At 52.8% G+C, this 14,072-nt stretch carries 17 protein-coding genes; 13 read left to right on the top strand and 4 right to left on the bottom strand.

Going from position 1 to position 14,072, the window contains the following annotated elements:
- The first annotated feature begins 4 nt into the window (after positions 1–4).
- The 3 genes from pknB to rpe are packed head-to-tail and all read left to right on the top strand — an operon-like array spanning position 5 to position 3,510.
- Positions 5–1,960: a Stk1 family PASTA domain-containing Ser/Thr kinase gene (gene pknB / locus Q3F21_RS04105; RefSeq protein ID WP_340250201.1), complete on the top strand. Its 1,956-nt coding sequence runs from the start codon at positions 5–7 to the stop codon at positions 1,958–1,960.
- Positions 1,961–1,978: 18 nt separating this feature from the next.
- Entirely contained in the window at positions 1,979–2,869 is an 891-nt protein-coding gene (gene rsgA / locus Q3F21_RS04100) for a ribosome small subunit-dependent GTPase A (RefSeq protein WP_340250200.1), read from the top strand.
- Positions 2,863–3,510, top strand: a complete 648-nt coding sequence (rpe, locus tag Q3F21_RS04095) for a ribulose-phosphate 3-epimerase (protein ID WP_340250199.1) — start codon at positions 2,863–2,865, stop codon at positions 3,508–3,510. The genes rsgA and rpe overlap by 7 nt, the downstream gene beginning before the upstream one ends.
- A gap of 68 nt (positions 3,511–3,578) precedes the next feature.
- Here the strand turns inward: rpe and Q3F21_RS04090 are convergent, their stop codons facing one another.
- Together Q3F21_RS04090 and Q3F21_RS04085 are read right to left on the bottom strand one after the other, a co-directional pair.
- Positions 3,579–4,004, bottom strand: a complete 426-nt coding sequence (locus Q3F21_RS04090; RefSeq protein ID WP_340250198.1) for an RDD family protein — start codon at positions 4,002–4,004, stop codon at positions 3,579–3,581.
- 52 nt (positions 4,005–4,056) lie between these two features.
- Positions 4,057–5,187: a M20 family metallopeptidase gene (locus Q3F21_RS04085; RefSeq protein WP_340250197.1), complete on the bottom strand. Its 1,131-nt coding sequence runs from the start codon at positions 5,185–5,187 to the stop codon at positions 4,057–4,059.
- Between the two features lie 398 nt (positions 5,188–5,585).
- Between Q3F21_RS04085 and Q3F21_RS04080 the strand changes: the two genes are divergently transcribed.
- The 6 genes from Q3F21_RS04080 to spoVM all read left to right on the top strand — a co-directional run bounded on the left by Q3F21_RS04080 (position 5,586) and on the right by spoVM (position 9,039).
- A complete protein-coding gene (locus Q3F21_RS04080) occupies positions 5,586–6,407 on the top strand; it encodes a transporter substrate-binding domain-containing protein (protein WP_340250196.1) in 822 nt (273 codons plus the stop codon).
- Between the two features lie 69 nt (positions 6,408–6,476).
- A complete protein-coding gene (locus tag Q3F21_RS04075; RefSeq protein ID WP_340250195.1) occupies positions 6,477–7,136 on the top strand; it encodes an ABC transporter permease subunit in 660 nt (219 codons plus the stop codon).
- Complete coding sequence (locus Q3F21_RS04070) at positions 7,129–7,851, top strand: amino acid ABC transporter ATP-binding protein (protein WP_340250194.1); 723 nt, start codon at positions 7,129–7,131, stop codon at positions 7,849–7,851. Before Q3F21_RS04075 ends, Q3F21_RS04070 begins: the two co-directional genes overlap by 8 nt.
- 167 nt (positions 7,852–8,018) lie before the next feature.
- Positions 8,019–8,579 (top strand): energy-coupled thiamine transporter ThiT, encoded by a 561-nt coding sequence (gene thiT / locus Q3F21_RS04065; RefSeq protein WP_340250193.1) that lies wholly within the window; start codon positions 8,019–8,021, stop codon positions 8,577–8,579.
- Positions 8,580–8,796: 217 nt separating this feature from the next.
- On the top strand, positions 8,797–8,934 hold the full coding sequence (locus tag Q3F21_RS04060) for a hypothetical protein (RefSeq protein WP_340250192.1): 138 nt from the start codon (positions 8,797–8,799) through the stop codon (positions 8,932–8,934).
- Between the two features lie 21 nt (positions 8,935–8,955).
- A complete protein-coding gene (spoVM, locus tag Q3F21_RS04055; protein ID WP_003386125.1) occupies positions 8,956–9,039 on the top strand; it encodes a stage V sporulation protein SpoVM in 84 nt (27 codons plus the stop codon).
- 102 nt (positions 9,040–9,141) lie between these two features.
- On the opposite strand, the gene rpmB is transcribed toward spoVM, so the two are convergent.
- Positions 9,142–9,330 carry a 50S ribosomal protein L28 gene (gene rpmB / locus Q3F21_RS04050; protein ID WP_003386124.1) on the bottom strand — a complete coding sequence of 63 codons (189 nt, stop codon included), beginning with the start codon at positions 9,328–9,330 and terminating at the stop codon, positions 9,142–9,144.
- A gap of 403 nt (positions 9,331–9,733) precedes the next feature.
- On the opposite strand from rpmB, the gene Q3F21_RS04045 reads away from it, so the two are divergent.
- From Q3F21_RS04045 to Q3F21_RS04030, 4 genes are all read left to right on the top strand, one after another.
- Positions 9,734–10,099, top strand: a complete 366-nt coding sequence (locus Q3F21_RS04045; RefSeq protein ID WP_003386122.1) for an Asp23/Gls24 family envelope stress response protein — start codon at positions 9,734–9,736, stop codon at positions 10,097–10,099.
- Positions 10,100–10,112: 13 nt separating this feature from the next.
- Positions 10,113–11,813 (top strand): DAK2 domain-containing protein, encoded by a 1,701-nt coding sequence (locus Q3F21_RS04040; protein ID WP_340250191.1) that lies wholly within the window; start codon positions 10,113–10,115, stop codon positions 11,811–11,813.
- Positions 11,814–11,863: 50 nt separating this feature from the next.
- Complete coding sequence (locus tag Q3F21_RS04035; RefSeq protein WP_340250190.1) at positions 11,864–12,718, top strand: DegV family protein; 855 nt, start codon at positions 11,864–11,866, stop codon at positions 12,716–12,718.
- A gap of 67 nt (positions 12,719–12,785) precedes the next feature.
- Complete coding sequence (locus Q3F21_RS04030; RefSeq protein WP_340250189.1) at positions 12,786–13,229, top strand: GNAT family N-acetyltransferase; 444 nt, start codon at positions 12,786–12,788, stop codon at positions 13,227–13,229.
- A 34-nt stretch (positions 13,230–13,263) separates the two neighbouring features.
- Here the strand turns inward: Q3F21_RS04030 and Q3F21_RS04025 are convergent, their stop codons facing one another.
- The gene (locus Q3F21_RS04025; protein ID WP_340250188.1) at positions 13,264–14,067 is read right to left on the bottom strand and encodes a carbon-nitrogen hydrolase family protein; all 804 of its coding nucleotides are present in this window, start codon (positions 14,065–14,067) and stop codon (positions 13,264–13,266) included.
- Positions 14,068–14,072: the final 5 nt, after the last annotated feature.

Raw genomic sequence — 14,072 nt, 5'->3', positions numbered from 1 at the left:
AGAGATGGAAGGTCAACGACTGGGGGGACGCTACCAGCTTGAAGCCCGCGTTGGAGGAGGCGGGATGGCGATTGTGTACAAGGCCAGGGATTTGGTTTTGAATCGGCCGGTAGCTGTCAAGGTGCTCCGTTCGCAATTTGGAACGGACGAAGATTTTGTCACCCGTTTCCGCAGGGAAGCTCAGGCGGTGGCAAGCCTGTCTCATCCCAATGTCGTCGGTGTATACGATGTGGGACAGGATGGCGATACCCATTACATGGTCATGGAATACGTGGAAGGGTATACGCTGAAAGAATTGATAAACCGAAACGGTGCGATCCCGGTTGAGGATGCAGTCGAGATCGCTGCAGAAATATGCGATGCGCTGGAACACGCGCATGCCAATCAGATCATTCACCGCGACATCAAGCCGCACAATATTTTGATCGGGAAAAACGGCCGCATCAAGGTGACGGACTTCGGTATCGCGAGGGCCGTCACTTCGACGACAATCACCCATACCAATTCCGTGCTCGGCTCCGTCCATTACTTTTCGCCCGAACAAGCGCGCGGCGGCATTACGGCTGAAAAATCGGACATTTACTCGCTCGGCATCGTCCTGTACGAAATGGTAACCGGCAAGCTGCCTTTTTCCGGCGATTCCCCGATCTCTGTCGCGCTGAAGCACCTGCAGGAGCCGCTGCCGGAGCCGCGCCAGGTCAATCCGGACATCCCGCAGAGCGTGGAAAACGTCATTTTAAAGGCATTGGTCAAGGACCCGACCCTGCGCTACGCGTCTGCCCGGGAAATGCTCGAGGACTTGGAGACGTGCCTGCTGCCGGAGCGGCTGCATGAAGAAAAAATCCAGTTTCCGGTTGACGATGAGGCGACCAAAGCGTATCCCGTCATTACGCAGGAAATGCTGGAAGGCAAGGGGCGGACTGGAACGTCGTCGCGCCAGGAGGCCACCGAAGCGAAGAAGTCCCGTCCGTGGTGGATGAAAACAGCCCTGTGGACAGGGGCAGTCGGATTGTTCTTCGTCCTTGCCTTCTTGGGCTTCAATCTGGTCATGGAGCTGTTTCCCTCCGTACCGGAAGTTGATGTGCCGCTTGTCCAAGGGAGCGAGCGGACGGCGGCGGAACAACAGATACGGGCGGCCAAGCTGGTCCCTAAGGTTGTGGAGGAAGCCCATGACACGGTGGAGAAGGGGATGGTCATCAGCCAGGATCCGTCGCCGCCGATGAAGCTGAAGGAAAATGCCGTCGTCACTTTGTATGTCAGCATTGGACAAGAGGCGATTAAAATGCCGAACCTTACCGGAAAGGCGCGGACCGTCGCGGAAAATGAGCTGAAGTCAAAAGGATTCAAAATAACCGACAAGACATTCACGGAAAAAGAGTCGGATGAAGTCCCCGCGGGCGAGGTCATCAATCAGTTCCCGCCGCCTGATCAGGAAGTCGTGCCGGGCAAGACGGAAGTGCTCGTGGAAGTGAGCAAAGGAAAGGCTCAGGTAAAGATGCCAGAGGTGCGAGGATTAGCATTGGAGCAAGCGCGGATCAGGCTCTTCAAGGAAGGTCTTTTGATCGACGAAACAGCGATCAAAGCGGAGCCGTCGTACCAGCATGGCAGCCAGCCCAATATGGTTTTGAACACCCATCCGTATGATCCAGGCATGATGGTCACAAAGGGCACAGCGATTCCGGTCACCGTCAGCAACGGCCAATATCCGGCTGACGCCAAGGTCACTAGCACCCCGGTTTACGTAGAGGTGCTGGAAGGTGAAGGAGAAGTACCGGTAAAAATCACTGTCAGTGATGCCCGTGGAGACGACATTGTCGTTGAAGATGTTAAAATTACGGAAAGCCATACATTCGATGTTCCGATCGTGGTTTCTCCGAAGAAAAACGCAAGGATCAAGGTTATCCGGGCTGGAATAGAAACATCAAACGACGAAATCAGTTACGATAATGTTATGTACTAAGCAGTTGGGGGGACATGAATGCCAGAAGGACGGATCGTCAAAGCGTTAAGCGGGTTCTACTATGTGGACGATGACAGCCGGGTTTACCAATGCAGGGCGCGGGGGCTGTTCAAGAAAAAAGGAGCCAAAATCAATCCGCTGGTCGGGGACTGGGTCGTGTACGATCCGACCAGTGAGACGGAAGGATACGTCATGGAAGTGGGCGAGCGGACAAATGAACTGGTTCGTCCTCCCGTCTCCAATGTGGATCAGGCCATCCTTGTCTTTTCCATGGTCGAGCCTGCATTCACTTCCTTTTTGCTGGACAAGTTTCTCGTGCATACGGAGCATGCCGGCATTGAGTCCGTGATCGTTCTCTCCAAGGCAGACAAGGCGCCAGACAGCGAAGTGGAAGCGATCGTCCGCAAGTACGAAGCGATCGGCTACCGCATCATCCCTACGTCGACGAAGCAGGAGCGCGGGATCGATTTGGTGCGGGAGGAGCTTCGCGGTCGAATCTCTGTCTTTGCCGGCCAGTCCGGTGTGGGGAAATCCTCCCTGATCAACGCCTTGTTCCCGGGCACGAGTCTGCAGACAGGCGATGTCAGCCAGAAGCTCGGGAGAGGCCGTCACACCACCCGCCACGTGGAGTTGATTCCGCTGGAAGGCGGCGGTTATGTAGCGGATACGCCGGGATTCAGCTCGCTGGAATTCATCGGGATCGACGAGCTGGACCTGGCGGAGGCATTCCGTGATTTTGCCGCTCTCAGCGGCGAGTGCAAGTTCCGCGGCTGCCTTCATGTCAGCGAACCCTCCTGCGCTGTCCAGAGCGCCTTGAAAGCAGGCAAGCTCGATTTGGAGCGCTATGAGCACTACAAGCAATTTCGGGAAGAACTGAAAGAATACCAACGGAGGAACAAACCATGGTAAAAATCGCCCCTTCTATCCTGTCCGCCGATTTTGCCCGTCTGGGCGAGGAGATTCGCGATGTTGAGCGCGGCGGCGCGGATTGGATTCACGTAGATGTAATGGACGGACATTTTGTTCCCAATATTACGATTGGTCCCTTGATCGTCGACGCCATTCGTCCCGTAACGAAGCTGCCTTTGGATGTGCACCTGATGATTGAAGAGCCAGACCGCTACATCCCGCAATTCGCCAAAAGCGGAGCGGACTGGATCACCGTCCATCAGGAGGCTTGCCGCCATTTGCATCGAACGATCTATCTGATCAAGGAGCAGGGAGTGAAAGCCGGTGTCGTCCTGAACCCGGCTACACCGATCGCGACGATTGAACCGATGCTGGGCGATCTGGACATCGTCCTGCTCATGACTGTCAACCCTGGATTTGGCGGTCAGAAGTTCATCCACAGTGTCGTGCCGAAGATCAAAGAGCTGCGCCGAGTTCTGGATGAGCTAGGTTGGGGACACGTCGAGATCGAAATTGACGGCGGTGTAAACACAGAGACGGCACGGCTGTGCGAAGAAGCGGGAGCTACCGTTCTCGTGGCTGGCAGCGCGGTGTTCAATCAAGCGGACCGGGCAGCGGCGATTGCTGCGATTCGCGGGTAAAAAAGCGCATGGAAAAGACCGGGGCATGAAGCTCCCGGTCTTTTTCTATTGCATGGCGATAATCAAAATCATGGCTTATTGGATGTTACATACGTTCCTGCAATCAGATCGTGAATGGCGCGTTTGTCTTCGCGAACGCCAACCATGATGGCACTGACGATAGCGGCGATTCCAAAAGTAAGGCCGTATACGAGTCCCATGCCGACAATCAGGCGAAGCAGCATCGTTCCGATGCCGACAGGGCTGCCATCCATCTTTACAATGCGAATCCCGACGATTTTCTTCCCTACGGTATAGCCGTACCAAAAAACCGGCACCAGCAAGGAATACAGGGTAGAGATCAGGTTGGAGACGAGATTGTCCTCAAAGCCTCCCGTAATCAGCCAGGTAAGAAGTACCAACGGAATACCAATGATAACTCCATCAAGCAGGTTCGCGCCTAGTCTTCGCCAAAAACCGACAGGGTTGCTAGGCAGTGGTTTTACAGTTTCCATGTTGTCACACTCCTATATATTCTTCTCCCATTATATGCACTGGTGGGAAAAATTACAAGGTTGTGAACAATCTCACCAAGAGAGCGGTTTTTTGAGGAATGCTGTCGATTTCGACATGCTCGTAGGAAGCGTGGGCGCCATCGCCTTTTGGTCCCAAGCCGTCAAGTGTCGGAGTGCCGACCGAAGCGGCAAAATTTCCATCGCTCGTGCCGCCTACCCCTGTTTCTGTCAAATCGAAGCCTTCCAGACGCGCAGCTTCGCGGGCATGCAAAAAAAGTCGCTCCGTCCCGGCTGTCCGCTCCATTGGCGGCTTGGGAATACCGCCTTCGACGATCAGCTCGGCGCCATGCAATACCGGCTGCAGCTGGTCCATGGAGCGGGTAATCCGCGCCGCTTCTTCAGCCGAAGATACTCGTACATCGATGACCGCTTCTGCATAATCAGGCACGACGTTGCTCACGCTGCCCCCTTGAATGGTGCCGACAGACAGAGTGGTGCCCGCCTCGTAATTCGTCCAGGATTGAATCGCCAGCACGTGATGGGCCAATTCCTCGATCGCGTTGATTCCCTTGGCATGATCATTTCCAGCATGCGCGGCCCGGCCTTTGACCTTCAGCAGAAACTCGCCGCCGCCTTTTCGGCTGGTCTTGAGCGAGCCGTCTCCGGCTGCCGGTTCGATCACAAGCGCACAGCGGCTCCGCTTGGCCTCTTCCTTGATCAATTCTTCCGAAGATAGGCTGCCTGTCTCTTCATCCGTGTTCCAGAAGAAGACAAGCTTTCGGGAGAGCGGGAGCTTTTGCTCGATAATGGCCCGCAAGGCGTAGTAGCAAAAAACAATGCCCGCTTTCATATCATATGTTCCTGGCCCGTACACCTTTCCATCCTTGATGCGCCACGGTTCTCGGCTCAAGGTGCCGATCTCTTTTACCGTATCGAAGTGACCCAGGATAAGAATTTGCTCCTCGCCTTCCCCGTATTCCACGCGAAGCTGGTCCCCGTACTCCTTCTGCGGGTATGTATCCACCCTGCAGCCGAGGGCGCGGAATCGGTCAGCGATGAATGCACCCACCTGATCCACGGCCTCTTTGTTGTGGGTAGGCGACTCCATCTCCACATAACGGCGAAGCTCTTCCAGGATGTCCGGCAATTGCTCGCGGAAGTATGCTGTCCAGTTCGTGGTCATGTTTTCGTCCTCCTGTGACTGTCTTTTTCTCGATTCTTATTCATTATGCCAGAAAGCGGCTGACAAATGATTCTTTTTTTCTGTAAATTTGTTCATGATCTATCATCTTTTTCATGACGTTTTACATTTAATAATAGCCGACCAAGAGGCAGCGTGTGCTGATGCAGCAACTATATGTCTTTGTGGACTTGAAAGTGGTGAAAGAGGACTTGGTGGCTATGAATTTTGTGAATATTCAGCGGAATAATTTTAGTATTGATTAAATTACTCATTTCGTTGTATAAATATTAGTTGTCGGGCAAAGTAATTTTTATTTTTCGTACCAGACAGCTTTGCGCTTATGTTTTTGCTGACCAATTTGGAAGATACGAAACAACAAAAGGGGGATTCAATTCACCATGAAAAAATCCGCATTTGCTTCGCTTGCACTTTCTTCTCTTCTGGCAGTAGCCGTACTGGCCGGCTGCGGCACAGGAAACCAGCCGGGCACCGCACAGCAGCCTGCGGGCCAAGAGCCTGCCGGACAAGCGGCCGGAGGCGGAAAGAAGCTTGTCATGGCTACATCTGCTGACTACAAGCCGTATGAATACCACGACTTGTCCAGCGGGAAGGACGAGATTGTCGGCTTTGACGTTGACATCGCCAAGTACATCGGAAAAGAGCTCGGCTATGAAATCGAAGTGGTCGATATGAACTTTGACGGACTCGTGCCTGCTCTTCAGTCAAAGCGCGCCGATTTCGTCATGGCCGGCATGACGCCTACGCCTGAGCGTCTGCAGAACGCCGATTTCTCCACGATTTACTACGATGCGAAAAATACGATTGTCTCCAAAAAGGAAAGCGACCTGACCAAGCCGGAGCAGCTTGCGGGCAAAAAGATAGCTGTACAAACCGGCTCCATTCAGGAAGGCGCAGCCAAAGACTTGCAAAAGACGATGCAAGGACTGGAAATCGTTTCCCTGAACAAAACAGGTGAAATCGTGGAAGAAGTAAAAACGGGCCGCGTAGATGCGGCAATCCTGGAGGATACGGTCGCCAAGGGCTATGTGGAAGCGAATCCGGAACTGCAGTTCACTACGATCCAAAGCGATGAAGTCAACGGCTCCGCCATCGCATTCCCGAAAGGCTCTGCTCATGTGGAAGAGTTCAACAAAGCGATTAAAACGATGCAGGAAAACGGCGAGATGGACAAGCTGATCAAAAAGTGGTTCGGCCAGTAATCCGCTGACAAAAGGGCGTCTGTCCCGATCTGAAAAGCGCAGTTTCATTCGAAAAGGAGTCGAGAGGGCATGAGTTTGGATTTCGCGCAAATAGTGCCCTATATCCCCTTTATACTAAACGGGATAAAGGTCACATTACAGGTAACACTCCTGTCGGTCGTGTTCGGTTTTATCTGGGGCTCCTTGCTTGCACTCATCAAAATATCAAACATTCGACTGCTGAAGGCGTTTGCGGTCGCCTACACTTCTATCTTTCGCGGCACGCCGCTCATCCTGCAGCTGACACTCATTTACTTTGCCACTCCGCAGCTCATAGGCTATGACATCTCCAAGTTTGAAGCGGCTGTTTTGACCTTTACGCTCAACTCCGCCGCATACATTTCGGAGACGATCCGCGGAGGGATTTTGGCGGTCGACAAGGGACAGTGGGAAGCGGCGAAGGCTCTCGGCGTTCCGTATCGCCAAATGATGACGGACATCATTTTGCCGCAGGCGGTGAAAAACATCCTGCCCGCGCTGGTGAACGAAACAATCGCGCTGCTGAAGGAATCGGCGCTCGTCTCCACGATTGGCCTGGCGGATATCATGCAGAACGCCAACATCGTCAAAGGGACGATCTTCCGCTATTTTGAACCGTATCTGCTGGCAGGCTTGCTCTATTACGTCATGGTCATGCTGCTCACATGGGTAGCCCGCGTGCTGGAGAGGAGGATGAGGCGCAGTGATTAAGATTCAAAATGTAAGCAAATCATTCGGTTCTCTCGATGTGTTGCATGACATCTCCACGGAGATCGGCCGCGGAGACGTCGTGGCGATCATCGGTCCATCCGGCTCCGGCAAATCGACGCTTCTGCGCTGTCTGAACCTGCTGGAGACGCCGACGAAGGGGACGATCGTCATCGACGGGCAGGCGATCACCGATCCGAAGGCAGACGTGATGCGGATTCGCCAAAAGATCGGCATGGTGTTTCAGCATTTTCACCTGTTTCCGCACATGAGCGTTCTGGACAATCTCACCTACGCTCCGATCAAGGTGAAGGGACTTTCCAAGGGAGCGGCGGAAGCAAAAGCAAGGGAGCTTTTGGCCCGTGTCGGGTTGTCCGACAAGGCGGATGTCTTTCCCAACCGGCTCTCGGGTGGACAAAAGCAGCGGGTTGCCATCGCCAGGTCGCTTGCGATGGAACCGGAAATCATGCTGTTTGACGAGCCGACATCGGCGCTCGACCCGGAAATGGTCAAAGAGGTGCTGGAGGTCATGAAAGGGCTCGCCCATACAGGGATGACGATGGCGATCGTTACGCACGAGATGAATTTTGCCCGCGAGGTCGCTGACCGGATCTGTTTCCTGGATGGAGGAAGATTGGTGGAGGACGCGCCTCCGAGCGAATTCTTCGTCAGTCCCAAGAGCCAGCGAGCCAAGCAGTTCTTGGAAAAAATGCTGTAAACAAAAAGCGAATGCAACGCCTCGGAGCCTATAGGCTGCGGGCGTTTTCATTTTTGACAGACATTCGGCCTTGGGCTAGAATCAGGTTGAACCGAGTAGCTTTTGCGTTTTTTCTGCTATTTATATTCGGTATTTCCTTATACAAACAAAAAGGGAGTGGAGATGAAATGTCCAGGCAACGATTGCTTATCTTGCTGGAAATGGCCATGATGACAGCGCTCGCGCTTGTATTCAGCGAGATTAAGGTATATCAAATGCCGCAAGGGGGGTCTGTTTCCCTCGTGATGGTGCCGATCGCTCTGATTGCGGTCCGTCGCGGTCTTTTGCCAGGTGTGATCTGCGGCATGCTGGTCGGTATGCTGCAAACCTTCTTTGGCAGCGGTTACGTTCATCCGATCCAACTGCTGCTTGATTATCCGGTCGCATTCGGGGCACTCGGATTGGCCGGTCTGGTTCGCCTGTCGACGATCGAGAAGTATACGAGCAAGGTAACGGCTCTGTGGAGCGTCCTGTTCGTCGGCGTGATCGGACGGTTTTTGTGCCATTTCTTCTCCGGAGTATACTGGTTCGGTGAATATACGCCAGAGGGTATACCGGTGGCTGTTTACTCTTTCGTCTACAACATCACCTACCTGCTTCCGGAGATGATCATTACAGGGATTGTTTTGACTGTCGTCCTGTCGAGCGCGCCTCAGCTCCTGTTCCCGGTGCGAAACAGACTGGCGTAGCCACATTTTTTCTGAAGAAACACGCATATTGGCGGCTTCTGCCGCATAGAGTATTCAGGCAGCAAAATGTTGCCTGAATTTTTTTGTTTCGACAAGGTGAGACACATGTTTATCCCAGAGCGGAATAAGATGTAATATGCACGTATCGAAAGAACGCCCGAAGGAGGTGCGGCATGAAATGGGATTGCGCTCCTTTCGCCTGCGACAGGGGGGCGCCTTGCGACGTGTTCTCGGGGTGGCATTGGCTGTCGGAGGTATTACCATTCTATTGTACTCGGCACCTCCGTGGGTTTGGTATAGCCTGTTGGCGGCAGGACTCATCGGGGCTGGCTGGTATCTGTATCACACGAAGTAATTTCGGTAAGGAGGGGTAGTCATGCGGTTTTACACCATCAAGTTGCCGAAGTTTATAGGTGGCATGATTCGCGCTGTCATCGAGGCATTTAATAAGAAGAAATGAAGGCAGCGGTCTCCTTCAGTCGAAGCAGGGGAAGCAGCAGGGAAAAGCAAAAAAGCACCTCGCGGGTGCTTTTTTTACTGATGTTCGGTTGAAAACGCGTGACTATACGCGAGTTACCAGACCGGATTTCAGCGCTCGAGTGCTTACATAAACGCGCTTCGGTTTACCATCTACGAGAATGCGCACTTTTTGTACGTTAACACCCCATTTGCGGCGATTTGCGCGCATGGAGTGGGAGCGAGCGTTACCAGTTTTGCCAGAACGGCCAGTTACAAAGCAGCGACGTGCCATTACGATCCACCTCCCTCGATGCATATAAACGGGATACCTTGTTTTGTTTAGATAATACAAACACTTGCTTATCTTAGCATACGCCCCTGTCAATTGCAATACTTGACATGAGGAAAAGCCATTCTCCTTCTGTTTTGGCCGTGATTCGACAAAATCGCTTCATTTCTACTTATTCATGGTGTAAAATTGGGAGAAGCATGGAAATGCATGGGTTGCCGCTTCTTCGGTTCGGAAGAAGTTCTTTTTGCAAGCGGTATTTGTCTTGTAGGGGCACTTTGTACAGGCCAGCGGATATCGGAGCAGATCTATGCGGTATGGACGGCGGCAATGTCGTACATGCTTACTGGTACGGTTACTGTTACAATCGACGGCGATGCCGTTTGAAAAAAGGAGGAGTCCTTGCATGACAGTGGAGATGAGCACACCTCTTGGAAAAATCGATGTGACTGAAGATGTGATTGCGCGGATAGCTGGAGGGGCCGCTATGGAAGTGTTCGGTTTGGTCGGCATGGCTTCCCGCAAAGCACTCAAAGACGGGATTGCCGAGATGCTGGGCAGAGACAACCTGAGCAAAGGGGTAGTCGTCCATAATCAGAACGGCGAAGTCATTCTGGACATGCATATTATCGTCACGTACGGCGTGAAAATTTCCGAAGTCGCTGGCAATGTTCAAAGGCGCGTACGCTACACCTTGGAACAGATGGTAGGCATCGATGTTACGGCTGTAAATATTTTTGTACAGGGAGTCCGTACAGACAGGGATACGTAAGGAGGAACATCAGTTGGTACATACGCGTCTTGACGGCGTGCTGTTTAGCCGGATGGTTTATCTGGGGGCGAGGCTCCTGTCCAGCAACGCCAAAGTGGTGGATGGATTAAACGTCTTTCCCGTTCCGGATGGTGACACGGGGACAAACATGAATTTGACGCTCACATCGGGAGCAGAGGAGCTTGCACGAAAGGAATCTCCCAAGATCGGAGAGTCTGCGGCCGCTTTGGCCAGGGGACTGTTGATGGGAGCGAGGGGGAATTCCGGCGTGATTCTCTCCCAGTTGTTTCGCGGATTCAGCAAAGCGGTAAACGGAAAAGACGAGATCAACGCCCGCCAGTTTGCCGAAGCGTTGAAGGCCGGAGTAGATTCAGCCTACCAGGCGGTGATGAAGCCGGTCGAGGGCACGATTTTGACTGTAGCCCGTGAAGCGGCCGAAACGGCTGTTCGAACGGCACGCTCGACAGACGATGTTCGCTTGGTCATGGAAAAAACGTATGAGCAGGCAAAAGAGACACTCCTGCGAACTCCCGACATGCTGCCCGTTTTAAAAGAGGTAGGCGTAGTGGATTCGGGTGGACAGGGACTTCTGTTTGTGTACGAAGGCTTTATTCGGGCGCTTCGCGGCGAGACGGATGATCAGGTCAGGGAAGCGAAGGCGCCCGCTGCCAAGCTGAATATGGAAGAGCTGGTTCACGAGCAGCACAATGCTCAAGTCCACATGAAAACAGAGGACATCCATTTTGGCTATTGTACCGAGTTTATGGTTTGGCTGACACACAGCACGGAAGCCAACAAAAAGCCGTTTTCGGAAGCGGCGTTCCGTTCCCGGCTGGACCAGATGGGAGATTCGCTTTTAGTCGTTTCTGATGAGGACATGGTCAAAGTACATATACACGCCGAGCATCCGGGGGACGTGCTTCAATATGCCCAGCAGTTTGGCAGCTTGCATCGGATCAAGATCGAGAACATGCGGGAACAGCACGCCAACATTTTGCGCGAGGAGGAGAGAAAGACTGCTCAGGAGCCTCCTGTTTCTGCTCCGGAAGCAGCCTCGCTTCCGTATGGATTGATCGCCGTTGCGGCTGGCCCTGGTCTGGCCGATATTTTCCGCAGCATGGGTGTTCACATCGTCGTGGAAGGCGGCCAAACGATGAACCCGAGCACGGAAGACTTCCTTTCGGCCATTGACGAACTGAATGCGGAAGAGATCATTATCCTGCCGAACAACAGCAATATCGTGATGGCGGCGAAACAGGCAGCCGAACTGGCGGACAAGTCTGTTACGGTAGTTCCGTCCAAGAGCATTCCCCAAGGGATGGCCGCGTTGATCGCTTTTAATGCGGGAGCCTCCCTGGAAGAAAATCAGAGGGCAATGGCTTCCTCCATCGAACAGGTAAAGACAGGCATGGTGACCCACGCGGTACGCGATACAAAAATGGGCGATGTCGAGATCAGGCAGGGGGACTTCATCGGGATTGCCGAAAAAGAGATTATCTCATCAGGCCCTGATCCGATGGGCATCGCCAAAGAGCTGCTGTTTCAGCTTGTCGATGACGAGACAGGCATCGTGACGATTTTTATCGGGGAAGGCGCCGAAGAGAAGCAGGCGGAAGAACTCGCTCAGGCGTTGGATGAAGCTTTCCCGGACGTGGACGTGGAAATCCATGTGGGCGGACAGCCGCTTTATCCGTTTATTTTCGCTGTGGAGTAGTCAGACCGGGATGTCCTTTTGACTCGCTTCCGAGGAGAGGAGTTGTGTACATGTCCATTGTGATTGTAACGGACAGTGCGGCTGACATCGATTCTGAGCTGCGCGAATCGCTCGGAATCGTGTCAGTTCCGCTGAAGGTGATGTTTGGAGAAGAGACTTACATGGACGGGGTCTCCATTACATCTGCCATGTTTTTTGAAAAATTGAAGCATACGGATGTGATGCCGACCACATCCCAGCCGTCGCCGCTGGACTTCGCTGAAACGTACAAACGAATCCGGGAGCAGCACGGCAAAGACGTACAAATCATCGCGATCATGCTGTCCGGCTCACTGTCCGGTACATATCAGTCTGCGGTCATTGCTCAATCGATGATGGAAGAGCAGCTCGATATCACCGTCATTGACTCGCGCAAAGCTTCTTTCGTATACGGGATGCTCTGCGTAGAAGCGGCAAAAGCTGCTCGCGACGGAAAAAGCAAGCAGCAGATCCTCGACATGATCGACCGCTATCTCGATGAAGTACAGGTCTATTTTATCGTCGATACGCTGGAATTTTTGCAAAAGGGAGGCCGGATTGGAAAAGCTTCGGCAGTCATCGGCTCCTTGCTTAATATTAAACCGATTTTGACCTTGGACCCGGCGGGGTACGTCGCTGCTTTTGACAAAGTAAGAGGGACCAAAAAAGCAATCGCGCGCGTCAAGGAGGCGCTCATGGAATACGCCTCCGGCCAGCCGGTGAAGGTAGCGATGCTGCACAGTGCCGTACCTGATCAAGCGGCGGAGCATTTGGCGGCGATCAAGCAAGAGTTCCAGGTCACCGATTCTTACATGTTGGAGATTGGCCCGGTGATCGGTACCCATGTAGGTCCGGGATTACTCGGTTTTGTGATGGTAAAAGAATAGACGTCTTCCACCTAGAAAACCTCCTCGTGCGCTTCGAGGAGGTTTTCATACGCTATAGATGATGTCGATGACGGGCAATCCAGAGGTCATGAGGTATATCGGTCAAGGCAACGTCTGGACAAAAGAGCAGACCGCCGAACGGCTGCGGGCATGGATCAGGCGCCGCGAAGAGGGGCTAGGTCTCGGACTGATGGTCGTTGCCAAAAGGTCTGACGGTGAACCGATCGGACATGCGGGACTCGTTCCCCAGCTCGTGGAAGAGCGGGAAGAAACAGAAATCGGCTATTGGGTCGCGAGAAAGCATTGGGGGCACGGCTATGCGTCGGAAGCAGCCCTGGCTTTGCGGGATTTCGGCTTTTCTCAACTGGGAAAAATGCGGCTGGTCTCGCTTATTCAATTTGACAACCACAGCTCCGTCAACGTGGCGAGAAAAATAGGAATGGACTTTGAACGCGAGGTCGTGTTCAACGGGAAACATATTGCGCTCTACTCTCTTGCGCGGCAAAGCTGAAGAGGTTGAAACAGGCCGAAACTGACGGCGCAGGTTACACCAAATGATTCGCTTTATATATGTCTTTCCGACGGCTTTCCATGTAGTTAAACGGGTACTGCTCCTTTATCCGCTTGATTTCCGACAGATCAAGCGTGACGATCCCCAGTTCTTCGTCGTTTCCTCCGAGATAAAGGCTGCTGCCATCCGGGGAAATGACTTCGCTTTCCCCGAAAAACAAGATGTCTTCCTCCAACCCCACTTTGTTCACCAGTGCGGCAAATATATGGTTTTCCATCGCTCTGGCCCGCAGGAGGATGTTCTGATAGTGCTGAAACGGAACCATGTTGGAAGCAAGGATGAAAATGATTTCAGCTCCCTTCGTAGCCAAGATGCGGGGGATTTCCGGAAATTCCATGTCATAGGAGATCATAAAGCCAATCGTTCCGTATTCCGTTTGAAAAACCTGACATTCGGTGCCATGCTGCAAGTATTCCTTCTCTTTGTCATAGAGATGGACTTTCCGGGAGACGCCTTGAATTTCTCCGTTTTTGCCAATAAAAACGGCGGTGTTGTAAAATTCGTCTGCGCATGCTTCGGCGAACCCCAATAAAACACCGATGTGCAGCCTCTTGGCATGATTTTGAATCGCGCGGATGCTTTCGCCGGAGAGCGGCTCTGCCAGTTGTTCAATCGCATCGGCAATATAAAAACCGGTCAAAAACATTTCAGGAAAAAGAACGTAGTCTGCTCCTCGCTTTTTTGCTTCCTCCAACGTTGCCAAAGCTCGCTGCAAATTTGCTTTTTTGTGTTTGGGAATCACCCGCAACTGGGCGAGTGCGATTGTCAGCCTGCTCACGTTAC

The sequence above is a fragment of the Brevibacillus borstelensis genome, from assembly GCF_037834415.1.
GTDB classification, from domain to species: Bacteria; Bacillota; Bacilli; order Brevibacillales; family Brevibacillaceae; genus Brevibacillus; species Brevibacillus borstelensis_A.
This window is presented reverse-complemented; position numbering and strand designations above follow the sequence as displayed.